This window comes from Arthrobacter sp. efr-133-TYG-118 (assembly GCF_030209755.1).
Lineage (GTDB): Bacteria > Actinomycetota > Actinomycetes > Actinomycetales > Micrococcaceae > Arthrobacter.
In genome coordinates, this window is record NZ_JARVRH010000004.1 from 420,307 (window position 1) to 437,179 (window position 16,873).

The window sequence follows — 16,873 nt, forward strand, 5'->3', positions numbered from 1 at the left end:
CCAGACGGCAGCTTAGTCAGCGGGCGCGTCGGCAATAGCCCGGGCCCGGACCTTGTGCACATGGTCTGCCATGGCTGCTGCGGCCTGTTCCGGGTCGCCGCTCGCTAGCGCCTCGAGCACGGCTTGGTGTTCCGCAATGGCCTGTTCTGCATCCGTGATACCTACTCCCCCGAACAGCCGGAACCGCTGGACCTGGCCCCCCAGCGCGGTGTAGGCGGCAAGCATGAATTGGTTGCCGGACTGCTCGGCGATCAGCTTATGGAAGCGCTCATCAGCCTCGAGATAGTCCCGGAATTCCATGAAAGAAGGGCCCCGGGGAGCCGTCTCCAGGTCCTTCACGGCCCCTCGCAAGTCCGCCAAACCCTCTGGGGTGATCCGACTGCACGCCAGCCGGGCATTCACTGGCTCAATCGCGAGCCGGGCCTCCATGAGCTCCGCAAAATCTTCGCGCGTGAAGACCGGGGCCACCCTGTAACCCTTAAGGGCAACTCGGCGGACCATGCCTGTGTGCTCCAGCCTCGCCAGCGCCTCACGCACAGGAGTCGGGGAAACGTCCAATTCCCGTGCCGTGCCGTCGATGCTGACCGCGGCTCCCGGTTCGAGCCGGCCGTCCATGAGCCAGGCGAGAAGTTCCTCGTAGACGTGGTCGGCGAGAACCTGGCGGCTGACGGGTCGGCCGGGGGCGCGGTCCCGTGAGGAAGCGAGTTTCATAGACAAATCCTATAGGAATGGTCCTTGTGTGGCGGCTTCGGACGCTCTGGTCCGGCCCGGAAGCCTCTCCCGCACGATCGGCGCGTCGCATTCTGCTGGATCATTCCCCGAGCATGAGGAGAATTCCCCGTGATTCCGGGGTCTCCGGAACGTGCCACCTCGAATGATCCAGCAGAATCCGTCGCCGTGGCACGGAAATCGGGAAGACGAGAGCCGCAAGAGCCTTAAACCGCGACGGCGGCACCTTTCGCAGGTGCCGCCGTCGGGGTTTCGGGGGTTCTAGTTGGCGTAGAACGGGTAGTCGGTGTACCCCTTGGCGCCTTCACCATAGAACGTGGACGGATCCGGCTCGTTGAGCGGAAGCCCGTCACGCCACCTGCGCGCGAGGTCCGGGTTGGCGATGGCGGGGCGGCCGACTACGACGGCGTCGGCGTGACCGTCGGCCACAAGTGCCACGGCTTCATCCAGTGTGGTCACTTCACCGAAGCCGGTGTTCACCAGGAACGTGCCGTTGAAACGCTCGCGCAGGTCCTGGACAAGCTCGCCCTTGGGCTCATGGTGGAGGATGCTGAGGTAGGCGAGGTTGAGCGAGGCGATGGTGTCCACCAGGACTTCATAGGTGGCGCGGACATCGGCGGGGTCGGTCTCGGCGATCCCCTGGACCGAGTGCTCCGGGGAAATCCGGATGCCGACCCTGTTGGCGCCCAAGGCTTCAACCACCGCGTTGACGGTCTCGATCACGAAGCGTGCACGGTTTTCCGGGGAGCCGCCGTAGCTGTCCGTGCGGATGTTGGTGTTGGGTGCCAGGAATTCGTGCAGCAGGTAGCCATTCGCAGAGTGCAGCTCAACGCCGTCGAATCCGGCCTCGACGGCGTTCCGGGATGCCGTGACGATTTCCTGGATTACCGAGGGAAGCTCATCGGTGCTCAGTTCGCGCGGCACCGGGTACGGCTTCTTGCCGTTAGGCGTGCGGACTTCGCCGTCGATGGCCACGGCACTGGGTGCCACGATCTCGTGACCACCGGTGATGTCCGCGTGGGAAACGCGGCCACCGTGCATGACCTGGGCGAAAATCCGGCCGCCCTCGGCATGGACAGCGTCGGTCACCTTCTTCCAGCCCGCGAGCTGTTCCTCCGTGACGAGGCCGGGCTGCCCCGGGTAGGACTGGCCTGCCGGCGTGGGGTAGGTGCCCTCGCTGACGATCAGCCCGAGGGAAGCACGCTGCCGGTAGTGTTCCGCAACCAGCGGGCCGGGAACACCCTCGATGCCCGAACGGAGGCGGGTCAGCGGCGCCATGACCAAGCGGTTGGGAAGTTCAATCTCGCCGAGAGTCAAAGGGGAAAACAACATGGGCAGTGCCTTTCAAACGGGAACAGGTCCACTGGCGGCAACTGCCGCGCGCCTGCAACTATTCCTGTTGAGACGGGGATCACACGACGACGGCGGCGCCCCACCTTCCGCAGAAAGGCCGGGTGCCGCCGTCGAACGCTGCGTGTTTTGCCGCAGAAGGAAGCGGAAACTAGGGGTGCACGATGATCTTCACAGCGGTGTCGTTGTGGTTGATCAGGGTATCGAAGCCCTTGTCCACCAGGTCTTCCAGCGCGATGCGACCCGTGATGAACGGTTTGAGGTCCACTTTGCCCTCCTGCACAAGTTGGATCGCAGCGGCATGATCTCCGCGATACGCAATGGTTCCCCTGAGGTCGATCTCCTTGAGCACGATCTTCTGCATATCCACAGTGGCCGGACTGCCCCAGATGGACACGTTGACCACCACCCCGGCAGGCCTCACGACATCCAGCATCGTGTCCAGGACGGCGTTCACGCCCGCACATTCGAAGGCAGCGTCCGCACCGGCCCCGTCAGTCAATTCCAGTACCCGCGCTTTGACGTCCTCTTCGCTCGGATCAACAAGATAGTCCGCAACGCCCGAGGACAGCGCTTTGTCCTTCCGGGCTGCGGAGAGCTCCGTGACGATCGTGGTGACGCCGAGTCCCTTCAGCACCGCCGCGGTCAGAAGCCCGATGGGTCCGGCACCCCCGACGACGGCGACCGCACGCGCCGTCAGGTCCGCCCGCGAGACGGCGTGATAGGCCACCGACAAAGGTTCAATGAGTGCGGCTTCGTCCAGCGGGATGTCGCCCACTGGGTGGACCCAGCGTGCGTCCACGACGATCTTCTCGCTGAGACCACCGCCGCCTCCTGCGAGGCCGATGAATCCCATACGGGTGCACAGGTTGTAGTTCCCGGCTTTGCACGGGCCACACTCATCGCACACGAAGTAGGGCTCCACCACCACACCGTCCCCCACCGCGAAGCCGACAACACCGTCGCCCAACTCCTCGACCGTGCCGGAGAACTCGTGCCCCATCGTCACGGGCAAGTCCTCGCCTGCCAGCGGGTGCGGGTGGCCGGCATGCGGAATGAAGATGGGACCTTCCAGGAATTCGTGCAGGTCTGTTCCGCAGATCCCGCACCAGGCAATGCCAATCTTTACGGCGCCGGGCCCGAGCGTGGTTTCGGGAATGTCCTCCACCCGCAGGTCGTTTCGGCCGTGGAATCGTGCAGCTTTCATGGAATTCCGCCTTTCAGCGCGTGTGGTGCGATGGCTGGAGCTCGTACACCGGGGTCGGCAAGCCTTCAGCCCTGGCCTTGAGCTGCAGTGCCAGGTAGGTGGAGTAGTGCCGGCTTTGGTGCAGGTTTCCGCCGTGGATCCAGAGGTTCTGCACGTTGGTGGGCTTCCACATGTTGCGAAGTTCCCCTTCCCAGGGGCCCGGGTCCTTGGGTGTGTCGGAACCGAATCCCCAGCATTTCCCGACGGCGTCCGCCACCTCGGTCGAGACAAGATCGGCGAGCCAGCCGTTCATGGATCCGTAGCCCGTGGCGTAGATGATGACGTCGGCCTCGAGCTCGGTGCCGTCGTCCATCACGACGGCGTTGCCGGTGATCTTGCAGACCTGCCCGTTCGCGAGTTTCACGTGTCCGTCGATGATCAGCTGGGATGCGCCGACATCGATGTAGTAGCCGGAGCCGCGCCGCAAGTACTTCAGGAACAGGCCAGAGCCGTCCACTCCAAAGTCGAGGTCGAATCCCGCCGCCTCGAGCTGGGAGTAGAACTCGGCGTCCCGCTCTGCCATCTGCTGGTAGACCGGGATCTGGGCCTCCGGCAGGATCCGGTACGGCAAGGAAGCGAAGAGGAGGTCGGCTTTCTCGGTGGTGACTCCGTTGGCGAGTGCCTTTTCCGAGTAGAGATCGCCGAGGGCAAGGTCCATCAGGGACTCACTCCGGGCGATGTGTGTGGACGAGCGCTGGACCATGGTGACCTCGGCGCCGTGTTCCCAGAGGTCCGCGCAGATATCGTGGGCCGAGTTGTTCGAGCCAATCACTACGGCCTTCTTGCCCGTCCAGTCTCCGCCGCCGGGGTGCTTGGAGGAATGGTATTGCTGCCCGAGGAAGCTCTCAGCGCCGTCAAACACGGGGACGTTCGGGTAGCCGGAGACGCCCAAGGCGAACACCAACTGCTTCGGACGCAAGGTGACTGGTTCGCCGTCGCGCATAACGCTGACTTCCCACTCGCCGCGATCCGCGTCCCAACGGGCGTTGGTGCACTCGGTCTTGGACCAGTAGTTCAGTTCCATGATGCGGGTATAGTGCTCCAGCCAATCGCCGATCTTGTCCTTGGCGGCGAAGACGGGCCAGTCGTCCGGGAACTTTATGTAGGGCAGGTGGTCGTACCAGACAGGGTCGTGCAAGTGCAGCGACTTGTAGCGGTTGCGCCAAGAGTCGCCCGGGCGTTCGTTCTTCTCAACGATGATGGTAGACACTCCTAGCCTGCGCAGCCGCGCTCCGAGGCCGATCCCGCCCTGGCCGCCGCCGATGATGACAGTGTTGGGCTGCTCCTCGTAGCCCAGCTTTGCTTCCCGCTCTTCCTTGAGTTCGAGCCAGGATTTGCGGCCCTTGCTGATGTGGTGGGCCACACCTTGCTCGCGGTTGGGTCCCTTCTTTTCCTCGAAACCCTTAAGTTCCTGCATCGTCGTGAGCAGGGTCCAGCACTTGCCGTTCCGCAGCCGAAGGTGCGCGTGGCCACGAGCCTGCCCAGTTTCAAAGTCGAGCCAGGCTTCGGTGTTGTCTGCGTCGCCGGTGGCATCTTCGGCAAGTTTCCAGTTCCTTGGCTGCACGTGCGGGAGCGTGGCGTCCAGCATGCGCTTGATCTCTGGCTTGCCCTCGAGGGTCTTCAAGTTCCAGGTGAAGGAAACGAAATCGCGCCAATACGATTCGTCCTCGAACAGTCCCAGTGCAGCCTCGGTGTTGTTGCTGCGCAGCGCCTCATCGAACTGCGCCAGCCAAGCCTCGGCTATGCCGTTTGCGGTCTCAGGCATTTCTCCTCTTTCCATCGCTGACGATGAGCCAACTCCCGGCTCCATCGCAATCCGGAGAGTGACTCGCATCACAAGTAGATGCCGCGGGGGGTTACAATCGGGTGACACGGGCTCCTCCCCTGTTCCCATGCGGGTTTGGGCCGTTCGATCCAGCGATTCAATGGCGAGTTGGGAGTTTGCGCATGCGTCACGGCCCGAACGCGCTGATCCCGGATCCGGGGCTGCGTTTCTCCTCGCCGCTGGAGTACGCAAAGACGCTCCGCACCGCCCACGAAGCTGCGTTGTCCGGCACCCCGCATCCCCTCCTGCCTGCGTCCCTCGTGGAGTCTTGGCAGCGGTCCATCGCACTGGGCATCAACCCCGATCGGCACAGCCCGGCCCATCGCCACGAAGTTGCTGAAGCCCGTTCGCTCGGGGCAGGACACCGCCTGGCCGGCGTGGTTCCGGCTCTTTCACAGTTGCTTGCCGATGAGTCCGCCGCGGGCCGGCACTTGCTGATCGTCACCGACCATTTCGGCGAGGTGCTCTGGAGAATCGGCAGTGGTTCCGCGCTGCGGCAAGCCGATTCCCTCGAATTCGTGGAGGGCGCCGATTGGTCCGAGGCGGGAGTCGGCACCAACGCCATCAGCGAAGCCCTCATCTCCGGGAACCCCGCCCAACTTTTCTCCGCCGAGCACCTCGTCCGGACCCACCACGATTGGGCGTGCACGGCAGCGCCCATCCGCGACCCCTTCACCGGGGACATTGTCGGGATCCTGGATGTTTCGGGGCCGATCGATTCGGTGACACCGGACAGCCTCCGGATGGTGCGTTGCGGCGTCCGGCTTGCGGAGGAACTCTTGCGTTCGGAAGGCCCGCCGGCAGACCCGAGTCGGCTCGCCGCCGTCGGGCTCCCCCGTGCCGGTTCCGCTTCAACGCTCTTCTTGCGGCTGCTGGGCGACAAGCCGACAGCAGAGCTCGACGGCGGCCGCCCGCTTCCGGTGACGCTGCGCCGTGCGGAAATCCTGGCGTTGCTCGCTTCCAGGACGCAGGGGTGGAGCGCCGACGAGCTCGCATACCAGCTGCATGGCGAAGATGGTGCCGCCACCGCCATCCGGACGGAGATGCACCGGATCCGGGCGTTGCTCGGCAATGTGGTGGAAGCGAATCCGTACCGTTTTTCCCCTGGCGTGACAGTGGGGACCGATGCCATGCTGGTTGCCGAGCATTTGCGGGCCGGGCGGGTGCACGATGCCGTGGTCGCGTACTCCGGGCGCATCCTGAACCGTTCAGCGACCATGGCCATAGAGCTGATGCGCGACGAGCTGGACCAGGCCGTCGCCGCGTCGGTTCGGGCAAGCGGCGACGCGGAGCTGATCAGCCGTTGGTGTTCCACGGACATGGGCTCGGACGATTCCAAAGCCGCGATGACCTTGGCGAGGCTCATGACTCCGGGTGATTCACGGTTCCAGCTAGTGCGGGCACAAATGGACCGGATCGACAGGGAACTTCGGACGTAGGCACTTCGCGTTAGGGGACGCCCGGGCAGCCCTCGCCACGCGGGTTCACGATGCAGTTGTCGGCGTAGTTGCGCGTGATCGACCTCCAGACGCTGACCTTTTGTGGCGGCGACGCGAAGTGTCCTGTGCCGGGAATCGGCATGTTCGGGCCACCATTCACGGAGTAGGTGCCGCGGAAGGTGGTGGTCAACGCAACCCAGTAGTCATCTGTCCCGGTGTAAGCATGGCTAGTGCGCGTCTTTTCGCCCCATCTTTCTTCCGGAAGTGGACCACCCATAGTTGGCCCGGGCCCGAATGTTGCACCGTCACCATAATCCCATTTGTATTCGACCGGTTCGGCCTTTATGACCACTTTCTGCCCTAGCATGTCTACAGTAAAAGTCTGTGCCGAGGCCTCAGCGTAGAAGTTGGTTTCGGCCCCCTTTAGCGTATGTGGAAATGGCTGTATGCCAGATGCGGCGGGAGAGATCGGAAGTTGCTCAAATTTCGACTGTATCTGGGCAGCAATTTTCTCCAGGACGTCTGTAGGCTTTTCTGAATAGAGGCAACGATCCGGCCGTATGGCAGTCCATGCCGGTGGATCGAAGGCCTTGAGCGACTCGAACCAGCGGACTGGCTTCCCGTTCTCTCCCTCCTTGCATTCCACTGCCCCCGCGAGACACGCTTTGTCAAAATTGTTCTGGCCGCTGTCGAGGCAAAGCAACTCGAACTTGTACTGCTTAGGATCCGCAACTCCACCCGCTGGCAAATCCACCCACGACCCGCTGCCAGAGTCATATCTCCAAACACCGATCCCGCGTTGACCCCACGAAATATCTGAATCGCCCTGTTCAGCACGTGCAGGCGAGGCGACGAACACGCCCACCGCAACAAGGCACGAGCTGATCAGACTCCGGGTTGCACCCCAGATCAAGGTAGCCACTAGCTACCCAATCGGTCGACGTTCGAAGCGAACCATTTTCCATCAACGTATTTAGCGATAACCAGATCACCGAGAACGCCGGATTCCGCAACATTCTGCCCGACGGTCCCGTCGGAATTGTGCAGGATTCCGGCCGATTGCCGGGACTGTACCGTCACTTGGTACTCCCCGCTAACCGTGGCCGCGAACTTCGACGTGACGGCCTGAACCTGGATTTTGCTTCCAACAATCCATCGACCTTCGGAGCTCCATTTCTCGATCCCTGGAAAGACCTTGCTGCACATCGCACAGGTCGAGCTTGTTACTTCTTTGATGGGTCCCAATCGGCCGGTCTCAAAGCCGTAATTGAGCAGGTCATACCAGTACCTAGCAAACGCCTCCACGCCTTCTTTGCTATTCGCCTTCGCGGCCTCCGGCAGCACCGGAACGGGCACGTTCTCGGCCTTGCCCTTGGCGTCGGCGGGTTTGTACGCAGGCGTCGGAGAGGGCGAAACAGTGGCACTTGCAGAACCCGTAGATGACGCAGATTGTCCGGCCTGCGGCTCGGGAGTGTTCCCACAGGCAGTGAGGGTCAGTGCCGCTGCAAAGGTGGCAATGACGAAAAGGCGGGTGCGGGCAGAAAACGAAGTGCGTGGAGTCATGGTTTGCTATCCCCAAATAGTTTTCAAGACTAAACGTTTCCCAAAATGGTAGCTTACTTCCCCATCTTGGCGGGAAAGTTATCCACAGGCTCCGCTTCACTACCCCGCATCGCTTCACCAGCGCGGCGCAGCACGCTAAGCACAACAAGCACAAACCAAAGGCCTCGACGACGGGACCGCGGCCAGGCCGCCCATCCGTCGTCGAGGCCTATGGAGCCTCTACCTTCGCGCCTACCTCTGGGCCGGCAGGACCAACTCCCCCGATTTGTCCGTCGACAAGGCGAGCGAAGAGATGAACTGCGGCTCGCCGTCGGGCCCATCCTGGGCTGACCGGACCATGTCGGGACGCTCGAACTCCAGGCCCGTCACGTGGCACAAAAGCCTGGCGTCGCTCGGGTTGCCGTCGGCGTCGAACATGGGCAGATCGATTCCGTCGTCGGAACGGCGCAGGTAGTACTTCCCGCGGGTCAACATGGCCAGCGCCGACGGCAGCACAAGCGCCAGCCCGACGGCGAAAATCGGCGAGTATGGCTGGACAGCCGAACCAAAAGCACCGAAGAACACGGCAATCGATACAGTGGCCGAAACCAGCATCGAGATAAAGCCGACCGGGTTGACTGCGTAAAGCATGCCGCGGCGGAACTCGGGAACCTTCGGCGAAATCTTGAGCAAGTATTTGTTGATGGCAATATCGGACGCCACCGTAACCACCCACGCCATGGCGCAATTCGCGTAGAAACCAAGGATGGTATTGAGGAATTCGAACATGTTGGCTTCCATCAGCACTAGCGCGATCACCAGGTTGACCACCACAAACACCATCCGCCCCGGGTAGCTCTTGGTGATACGCGTGAAGCTGTTGGTCCACGCGAGCGAGCCGGAGTAGGCGTTGGTCACGTTGATCTTGATTTGCGAAATGACCACGAGCACCACGGCCAAGGTCATGGCCAGCCAGGCCGGCATCATTTCCTGGTAGACGCCAAGGAATTGGTGCACGGGCTCGTTCGCGTGGACGGAGGCGGCCGGATCCAGGGTGGCGATCAGGTATATGGCAATGAACATGCCCACGATCTGCTTGATCGCGCCGAAGATCACCCAACCCGGACCGGCCAGGATCACGGCTCGCCACCACGCGACCCTATTCTCCGCGGTCTTGGGCGGCATGAACCGCAAGTAATCAATCTGTTCCGCGATCTGCGCCATGAGCGACAGGCAGACGCCTGCGGCCAGCATCACGGAGGCCAGGTTGGTGCCTTCAGCCCCGGATTTGCCCGTGAACGCAAAGAATTCCCCGATGCTGTCCGGGTGCGAAATCACCAAATACCCCACGGGAACCACCATGAGCAGGAGCCACAACGGGGTGGTCCACACCTGCAATTTGGACAAGGCTTTCATCCCGTAAATCACCAAGGGAATGACAATAAGCGTGGACGCCGCATAGCCGAGCCACTGCGGGATGCCCAGCCCAAGTTCCAGGCCTTGCGCCATGATGGATCCCTCGAGCGCGAAGAAGATGAACGTGAAGGTCGCGAAAATAACGTTGGTGACAACCGAGCCGTAATAGCCGAATCCGGATCCTCGTGTGATGAGGTCAAGGTCGATGTTGTAGCGCGCCGCGTAGTATGCCAAGGGAAATCCGGTGGCGAAAATGACGACGGCCGCCACCACAATTCCGAAAATAGCATTCACGGTGCCATAAGAAATACCGATATTCGCGCCGATAGAGAAATCCGCCAAATAGGCGATTCCACCGAGCGCACTCGTCGCGACCACGCCCGCACCCCACTTGCGGTAGGACCGTGGTGCGAACCTGAGGGTGTAGTCCTCCAGGCTCTCCTTCGCTGCACTCATCGCATCGGCATTACCCGTCGTGCGGCTCCCGGCGCCTAGCGTCTCGGAAGGTTCGACGACGGCGAGCCCCTCCGGTGAGCGGCCCGCCGTCGGGGGTTCAAGCACTTGCGTTGTCTTCGAATCGTCAGTCATCCCCGCAACTTTCTTTCTCTGGACATGTTTCCCCTCTGAACATGGCCTTGACGCTATCGGCGGGATGAAACCACCGAGTCTCCACGATGTTTCCGCGCTGTAACTTATCCAGCGAGTCGGCCGCCAAGATTGCAGCTCCGGGTTTGTGGACGTCCAACAAAATCACGACCCCACAGGCCCACTACCGTCATGAAGGAATGCACTATCCCCCGCAAGTAACGGCCGAGGAGCACCATGACCACCCAGCCAAACCCAAGGCGTACGTCCACCTATCCGATTCTGGAAACAGCCCGCGAGCAAGTCCTCGCGAACGGCGAAGGCCTCAGCGAATCCCAGCTGCTCGAGATCCTGGAACTTCCGGACGAGGCCATCCCCGAAGCCCTCCAGCTTGCCCACGAAGTCCGCCTCGAGCACTGCGGCGAGGATGTGGAAGTAGAGGGAATCATCTCCATCAAGACCGGAGGATGTCCTGAGGACTGCCACTTCTGCAGCCAATCGGGCCTGTTCGACAGCCCGGTCCGAGGCGTCTGGCTCGACATTCCCGAGCTCGTGAAGGCCGCCAAGGAAACCGCTGCTACCGGGGCCACCGAGTTCTGCATCGTTGCTGCCGTCCGCGGCCCCGACATCAAGCTCATGAACCAGATCAAGTTCGCGATCGACCGCATCAACGCGGAAGTGGACATCAACATCGCCTGTTCTTTGGGCATGCTCACCCAGCGCCAAGTGGACCAACTCGCCGAGTGGGGCGTCCACCGCTACAACCACAACCTCGAAACCGCGCGGAGCTACTTCCCCGAAGTCGTCACTACCCACAGCTACGAGGAGCGCCTCGACACCTGCAACATGGTCAAGGCGGCCGGGATGGAACTTTGCTGCGGAGCCCTGATCGGCATGGGCGAAACTACCGCCCAGCGAGCCGAACTCGCCAGCCAGCTCGCTGCCCTCGAACCCCATGAAGTCCCGCTGAACTTCCTCAATCCGCGCCCCGGGACGCCCCTCGAAAACCAGGGAATCATGGACGGCAAAGACGCTCTTCGCGCGATCGCGGCGTTCCGCCTCGCCATGCCCCGGACTGTGCTGCGTTACGCCGGCGGGCGCGAACTCACCCTGGGCGACCTCGGCACCCGCGAAGGCCTCATGGGCGGCATCAACGCGGTCATCGTCGGCAATTACCTCACCACTCTGGGCCGTCCTGCCGACGCGGACCTCAACCTCCTCGTCGAGCTGAACATGCCCATCAAGGAACTCCAGAAGTCGCTGTGAGCACGACCGTTCCAAACACCGACACTGCAAGCTTCTGCGGGCACTGCGGCGAGCCCGCCCGGCAAGGCGGACCGGCAACCCAAGGCGAGCGCCCGACGTCGGACGCTCACCAGAGCTGCCAGCAGCGCCTCGCGATGGAACCTCCCCGCTATTGCGCCCAATGCCGTCGCCGCATGAAAGTACAGGTCACGCCGCTCGGCTGGACCGCTGAATGCTCGCGCCACGGCCGGGTCACGCCATGAGCGTCATCCAGCGCGACCGGGCAAGCCTTTGGCATCCGTACGCTCCGGCGTCGGGGACGCTGCCGTTGTGGGAAGTTGAAGACGCCGACGGCGTGACCCTGCGGCTCCGCGACGAAACCGGCCGACGCCATGAGGTGCTCGATGCCATGTCCTCCTGGTGGGCAGTCATCCACGGCTACCGGAATCCTGTCCTGGACGCCGCGGCGAAGCGCCAACTAGACACATTCAGCCATGTGATGTTCGGCGGCCTCACCCATGAACCCGCTGTCGAACTGGCCGAACGGCTGGTTGCCATGGCCCCTTCCGCGGCGGATCGGCCACGGTTGGAGCGGGTTTTCCTGGCGGATTCGGGATCGGTGTCCGTGGAGGTGGCGCTCAAGCTGGCAGTGCAGTTCCAAACCGCTTCGGGGTTCCCCAAGAGGCAACGGTTCCTGAGCATCCGCGGCGGTTACCACGGCGATACCTTCGCGGCAATGGGCGTCTGCGACCCCGTGGACGGCATGCATTCGGCATTCCCCGGCCTGCTGGCTGCCAATGTGTTTGCCGCGAGACCGCCCGCCGTGGGCGCGCCACCCCGGGAAATCGCGGAATGGCAGGCGCACGTCGAGGACCTGGCGGCGGAACATGCGAATGAACTGGCCGCGATCATCGTGGAGCCGGTGCTTCAAGGCGCCGGCGGCATGTTCATCTACGCCGCCGAGTGCCTGCGCATCCTCCGCGACATCGCCGATCGGCACGGGATCCTTTTGATCCTCGACGAGATCGCCACGGGCTTCGGCCGCACTGGTGAGCTGTTCGCCGCGGGGCATGCCGGCGTGGTTCCGGACATCATGTGCGTCGGCAAAGCCCTCACAGGCGGTTACCTTACGCTCGCCGCGATGCTCTGCACGGGCGAGGTGGCGGCCCGCGTTTCGAGCGGCGGTGCGGGTGCCTTGCTGCACGGGCCCACGTTCATGGGGAATCCGCTTGCGTGTTCGGTGGCCAATGCGAGCTTGGGCATTCTCGACGACGGTGCCTGGCGCAGCGATGTGGCCCGGATCGGCTCGGGCCTCGCGGCCGGCCTCGAAGCCGCCAATGCGTTCGACGCCGTCAAAGAGGTCCGCACGATCGGCGCCGTCGGCGTCCTCGAGTTGAACACGGAAGTGGACGTCGCCGCGGTGACGAGTGCCGCCGTCGGGCACGGAGTGTGGGTGCGGCCGTTCCGGAACCTTGTCTACGCGATGCCGCCATACATCAGTTCCGCCGAGGAGATCCGCCGGATGGCCGAAGGTATGGTGGCGGCCCTGGCCGAGGTTCACGGCCCATGAGCAGGTCCATGACCGCGTGGTTGGAACAGCAGGCCGCGGTCCGCGAGCGCCGGGGCCTTGCCCGCACGCCCACGACGCGCCTCGGTGGGGACCCGGAGGTGGATCTGGCCAGCAACGACTATCTTGGCCTCGCGACAGACCCGAGGTTGGCAGAGGCTGCCCGGGAAGCGATCGGCCGTTGGGGAACCGGTGCCACGTCCTCGCGGCTGGTTGCCGGAACCACTGCGCTGCACCTGGAGCTCGAGTCCGGGCTCGCGGACCTGACAGGCATGGAATCAGCGTTGGTCTTCTCGTCCGGTTACTTGGCCAATCTGGGCGTCACGACGGCGCTCGGCGGCCCCGGGACCCTCATCGTTGCCGACGAACATTGCCACGCTTCGCTGATTGACGGTTTCCGGCTGAGCCGTTCGAGGGTGGAAACGGTTCCGCACAACGACCCCGGCGCAACCGGGCACCAGCTGCGCACCCGCACTGAACCCCGGGCCTTGATCGCGGTCGAGTCCATCTACAGCGTCTTCGGCGACGCCGCCCCGCTCCCCCAGCTGCTGGCATTGGCCGAAGAGCATGACGCGATGCTCCTCGTGGACGAGGCCCACAGCCTCGGTGTTGCGGGCTGCGGCGCGTTTCAGGGTCACGGCTCGGTGGCTGGAACGGATCTTTCCGCCCACCCCAACGTGGTGTTGACGGCAACGCTTTCCAAGTCGTTAGGCAGCCAGGGAGGTGCCGTCCTGGGCAGTGCCCTGCTCCGCGAACACCTCGTCAACAGGGCCCGCAGTTTCATTTTCGACACCGGGCTTGCCCCAGCGTCGACCGCGGCTGCGCTGGCCGCCGTCGGAATCATCCGCGCGGAACCGTGGCGTGCGGCGGCTGTCCATCGGAACTCTGCCAGCCTCACGGCGGGACTGGCGCCAGCGCTACACGCGCCAACCCTACAGCGGCGCGGCGCCGCCGTCGGGCCGGACGGCTCACCGATTCAGACGGCTGGTGCCGTGCAATCCATCCCCATGCCCTCCGCCGCTGCCGCACTTGCGGCGAGCCAGGCGGCCCACCGGGCGGGTGTCCGAATCGGCTGCTTCCGCCCGCCATCGGTTCCCGACGGCGTCTCGCGCCTCCGGCTGACGGCACGCGCCACCCTGACTCCCCACGACATCGATTACGCGTGCGCAACGTTGCGCCGCATCCTGGAGGAAACGCCATGAAACTGCCACCAATAGTGTTGGTCACCGGAACGGACACCGGCGTCGGCAAGACGGTCGCGACGGCGGCACTTGCGTCCGCGCTGCAGGCTGGGGGCCGGTCTGTAGCCGTGTATAAGCCTTGCCAGAGCGGCGACGTGGCGGGCGACTCCGACTGCGCCGAAATCACCCGCTTGGCCGGACCACTCACGGCCGAGGCCGGCGTCGTGCTTCAAGAACCCCTTGCCCCGGTGCCCGCAGCAGCCCTTGACGGGGTCACGCTGCCCTCGCTGGCGGACCACGCCGCACGCGTCCGGGAACTGGCCAGCATGCATGACCATGTCCTGGTGGAGGGTTCCGGCGGTCTCCTCGTGGAGCTAGACCCCGACGGCGGCACGCTGGCAGATCTGGGCAGTCACCTTGGGATTGATGCGACTTTTGTGGTGGTTGCCCGCCCCGCCTTGGGAACCCTGAACCATACGGCACTGACGCTCGAGGCCCTGGAACGCAGGGACCTGGGCATCCATGGCGTGATTCTGGGAACCTGGCCGGACGACCCTGGCGTGCTGGAGCACGGCAACCGGGCGACGCTCGGTGCGTTGGGGCCGCTCCTTGGAGTGCTCCCGGAACGCGCTGCGGACCTCCCACCGGTGACGTTCAGGGCGGCGAGTGTGGACTGGTTTAGCGGTTTGGACTGCTTGAACGGAGCCTGGTCATGAGCGCCTCTTCTGCCAGCGGCCAGACGTGCCCGTATATCGTGCTGCGGGAGCCCGCGGCAGTGCGGCAGGTCCTGCACCGGCCGGATGACTTCGGTCCGGCGAACGCCCTTATCGCTGTGACACCGTTGTCCGGACCGTCCTTGCGCGTCCTGCAGCGTGCCCGCTTCGCCTTGCCGCCCGTGCTGGCCAGCAACCACAGCGATTCCCATGCAGGCATCCGCAAGGTGGTGGCCGGATTCTTTACCCCGGCAACGGTTGGCGCTTTCGAACCACGTATTCGCGGGATCGCGCGGGATGCGGCTGCGACGGCGGCCGGGCTGCTGAAGGTGGACGGGCAGGTGGACCTGGTGCAGGCCGTGGCCGCGAACCCGCCGGCGATCGTGATGTTGGAGCTTCTGGGTCTCCCGGTGCGCGACCTTCCGGAGCTAAAAGCGTGGAGCCTGGACTCCCTGGAACTCTTCTGGGGCTGGCCGGATCCCGAGCGGCAACTGGAACTGTCACACAGCGCGGCAGCGTTCTACGGCTGGCTGCGGGAACTCGTCCTCGAGGCAGTGGCGTCGCCGGGGCGGAATCTCTTCGGCTCCTTGGCGGAACACGGTCTCAGCACTCCCGAGATCTGTTCACTCGGCTACTTCCTGCTTATCGCGGGGCAGGAAACCACCACTCAGCTCATCAGCACGGCACTATTTAGGCTTGCCGAGGGATCAGTCGGCTTTGCCTGGAAGGACGCCCCTTCCGGCACCACGGCCCGGGATCTCATCCGGCATGTTTTGGCCACGGAATCTTCCGTTCCTACATGGCGTCGGGTTGCGGCAGAGGACACGGTCCTCGACGACGAACATGTACCCGCCGGCGCCGAAATCCTCTTGGAACTCACAGGGAACCACTCATTGTCGGAGCAAGGTCCTACGGCGTACGGGCTGGCCTTCGGCTCAGGCATTCACCGTTGCCTTGGTGCGAAGCTCGCGGAACTGGAGGCCGCCGTCGTCGTGCAGGAAACTGCGGCAGCACTGCCAGGTGTTAGTTTGGCAGAACCGAACCCCGAGTGGCTCCGCCTGCTGTCCTTCCAAGCGCCACGGACGGTCAGCGTCGAGCTTTAAGGAAGTCGGTGCACCCAAATTCCCCAACGCTCGCTCACATCTGACGAACGCGGGTCCGTGCCCCAAGATTTACTTAAGGGTTGCCGAAGGGGTTCATGTTCTTGCGGGCGCCAGCCGATAGCCAACGCCGCGGACTGTTTGCAGCCAGCGCGGGTTCTGCGCGTCGTCGCCGAGCTTGCGGCGAAGGTTGCCAATGTGGACTTCGACGGACCGTTCGTCGGCGTCGCTCGTGTAGTTCCCGACGTCGTAAGGTTCGTTCCGGAGGCGGCGCACAAGGTCCGCTTTGCTCAAGACCGTGCGGCCTGCCTCAAGCAATGAGTGCAGGAGGTCGAACTCCGTGGGGGTCAGCCGTACGTCCTGGCCGTCGATGGAAACGGTCCGGGTCGCGTAACTGAATACCAGCCCGTTGTGCCGGAAAGTCCGCTGGGAAGGCGGAGCCTCTCCTGAATGGATTGCCGCTGCTCCTGAGCGCGGGCGGCGCATCATGGCTGCCACCCTGGCACGAAGCTCGCGGGGCCGGAAAGGTTTGGTCAAATAGTCGTCAGCGCCGGATTCCAAGCCCAAGAGCGTATCCAGCTCGTCGGCCCTGGCCGTCAACATGACGATATATGCATCGGAAAAGTTCCGGACCTGGCGTGCCACCTCGAAGCCATCAATATCGGGCAAGCCCAAGTCCAGGGTGATGACGTGTGGCCTTAAATCACGCGCTGCCCGGATACCGGCTGCGCCGCTCGTCGCCATGTGAACCTCGAAGCCGGCCTGGCTGAGGACAACGCGGACCAATTCCCGGATGTCGTGATCGTCTTCTATGACAAGCCCAACCCGCAATTCAGTCATTTGCAGCCCTCCCAGCCCGCTACGAATGGAAGTATATCGGGCTGCCGGTATCCTTTCTGGCATGCGACATGACCTTGAACAATTGCGAATTTTGA

The 16,873-nt window shown here is 63.6% G+C and carries 15 protein-coding genes; 7 read left to right on the top strand and 8 right to left on the bottom strand.

Annotated elements, in window-relative coordinates; all coding sequences use genetic code 11:
- Positions 1 to 12 precede the first annotated feature (12 nt).
- The 4 genes from QRN59_RS04360 to QRN59_RS04375 all read right to left on the bottom strand — a co-directional run bounded on the left by QRN59_RS04360 (position 13) and on the right by QRN59_RS04375 (position 5,090).
- Positions 13 to 711, bottom strand: coding sequence for a GntR family transcriptional regulator (locus tag QRN59_RS04360; RefSeq protein ID WP_284981282.1), 699 nt, complete (start codon positions 709 to 711; stop codon positions 13 to 15).
- A 279-nt stretch (positions 712 to 990) separates the two neighbouring features.
- Entirely contained in the window at positions 991 to 2,061 is a 1,071-nt protein-coding gene (locus tag QRN59_RS04365; RefSeq protein WP_284981283.1) for an alkene reductase, read from the bottom strand.
- A gap of 169 nt (positions 2,062 to 2,230) precedes the next feature.
- The gene (locus QRN59_RS04370) at positions 2,231 to 3,286 is read right to left on the bottom strand and encodes a 2,3-butanediol dehydrogenase (RefSeq protein ID WP_284981284.1); all 1,056 of its coding nucleotides are present in this window, start codon (positions 3,284 to 3,286) and stop codon (positions 2,231 to 2,233) included.
- 13 nt (positions 3,287 to 3,299) lie between these two features.
- Positions 3,300 to 5,090 (bottom strand): flavin-containing monooxygenase, encoded by a 1,791-nt coding sequence (locus QRN59_RS04375; protein WP_284981285.1) that lies wholly within the window; start codon positions 5,088 to 5,090, stop codon positions 3,300 to 3,302.
- 182 nt (positions 5,091 to 5,272) lie between these two features.
- Here QRN59_RS04375 and QRN59_RS04380 point away from each other — a divergent pair, with 182 nt between their 5' ends.
- Complete coding sequence (locus QRN59_RS04380; RefSeq protein ID WP_284981286.1) at positions 5,273 to 6,589, top strand: helix-turn-helix domain-containing protein; 1,317 nt, start codon at positions 5,273 to 5,275, stop codon at positions 6,587 to 6,589.
- Between the two features lie 10 nt (positions 6,590 to 6,599).
- Here the strand turns inward: QRN59_RS04380 and QRN59_RS04385 are convergent, their stop codons facing one another.
- The 3 genes from QRN59_RS04385 to QRN59_RS04395 all read right to left on the bottom strand — a co-directional run bounded on the left by QRN59_RS04385 (position 6,600) and on the right by QRN59_RS04395 (position 10,135).
- The gene (locus tag QRN59_RS04385; protein WP_284981287.1) at positions 6,600 to 7,511 is read right to left on the bottom strand and encodes a hypothetical protein; all 912 of its coding nucleotides are present in this window, start codon (positions 7,509 to 7,511) and stop codon (positions 6,600 to 6,602) included.
- A complete protein-coding gene (locus QRN59_RS04390; RefSeq protein WP_284981288.1) occupies positions 7,511 to 8,152 on the bottom strand; it encodes a DUF6318 family protein in 642 nt (213 codons plus the stop codon). The genes QRN59_RS04385 and QRN59_RS04390 overlap by 1 nt, the downstream gene beginning before the upstream one ends.
- A 231-nt stretch (positions 8,153 to 8,383) precedes the next feature.
- The gene (locus QRN59_RS04395) at positions 8,384 to 10,135 is read right to left on the bottom strand and encodes a purine-cytosine permease family protein (RefSeq protein ID WP_284981289.1); all 1,752 of its coding nucleotides are present in this window, start codon (positions 10,133 to 10,135) and stop codon (positions 8,384 to 8,386) included.
- A gap of 234 nt (positions 10,136 to 10,369) precedes the next feature.
- On the opposite strand from QRN59_RS04395, the gene bioB reads away from it, so the two are divergent.
- The 6 genes from bioB to QRN59_RS04420 are packed head-to-tail and all read left to right on the top strand — an operon-like array spanning position 10,370 to position 15,941.
- The gene (gene bioB / locus QRN59_RS04400) at positions 10,370 to 11,398 is read left to right on the top strand and encodes a biotin synthase BioB (RefSeq protein WP_284981290.1); all 1,029 of its coding nucleotides are present in this window, start codon (positions 10,370 to 10,372) and stop codon (positions 11,396 to 11,398) included.
- The gene (bsaP, locus tag QRN59_RS24615; RefSeq protein ID WP_502871018.1) at positions 11,395 to 11,640 is read left to right on the top strand and encodes a biotin synthase auxiliary protein BsaP; all 246 of its coding nucleotides are present in this window, start codon (positions 11,395 to 11,397) and stop codon (positions 11,638 to 11,640) included. Before bioB ends, bsaP begins: the two co-directional genes overlap by 4 nt.
- Complete coding sequence (locus QRN59_RS04405; RefSeq protein ID WP_284981291.1) at positions 11,637 to 12,947, top strand: adenosylmethionine--8-amino-7-oxononanoate transaminase; 1,311 nt, start codon at positions 11,637 to 11,639, stop codon at positions 12,945 to 12,947. The genes bsaP and QRN59_RS04405 overlap by 4 nt, the downstream gene beginning before the upstream one ends.
- 8 nt (positions 12,948 to 12,955) lie before the next feature.
- Positions 12,956 to 14,146 (top strand): 8-amino-7-oxononanoate synthase, encoded by a 1,191-nt coding sequence (locus tag QRN59_RS04410; protein WP_502871021.1) that lies wholly within the window; start codon positions 12,956 to 12,958, stop codon positions 14,144 to 14,146.
- Complete coding sequence (bioD, locus tag QRN59_RS04415; RefSeq protein WP_284981293.1) at positions 14,143 to 14,841, top strand: dethiobiotin synthase; 699 nt, start codon at positions 14,143 to 14,145, stop codon at positions 14,839 to 14,841. The genes QRN59_RS04410 and bioD overlap by 4 nt, the downstream gene beginning before the upstream one ends.
- A complete protein-coding gene (locus QRN59_RS04420; protein ID WP_284981294.1) occupies positions 14,838 to 15,941 on the top strand; it encodes a cytochrome P450 in 1,104 nt (367 codons plus the stop codon). The genes bioD and QRN59_RS04420 overlap by 4 nt, the downstream gene beginning before the upstream one ends.
- Before the next feature lie 93 nt (positions 15,942 to 16,034).
- Here the strand turns inward: QRN59_RS04420 and QRN59_RS04425 are convergent, their stop codons facing one another.
- Positions 16,035 to 16,778 (bottom strand): response regulator transcription factor, encoded by a 744-nt coding sequence (locus QRN59_RS04425; protein WP_284981295.1) that lies wholly within the window; start codon positions 16,776 to 16,778, stop codon positions 16,035 to 16,037.
- Positions 16,779 to 16,873: the final 95 nt, after the last annotated feature.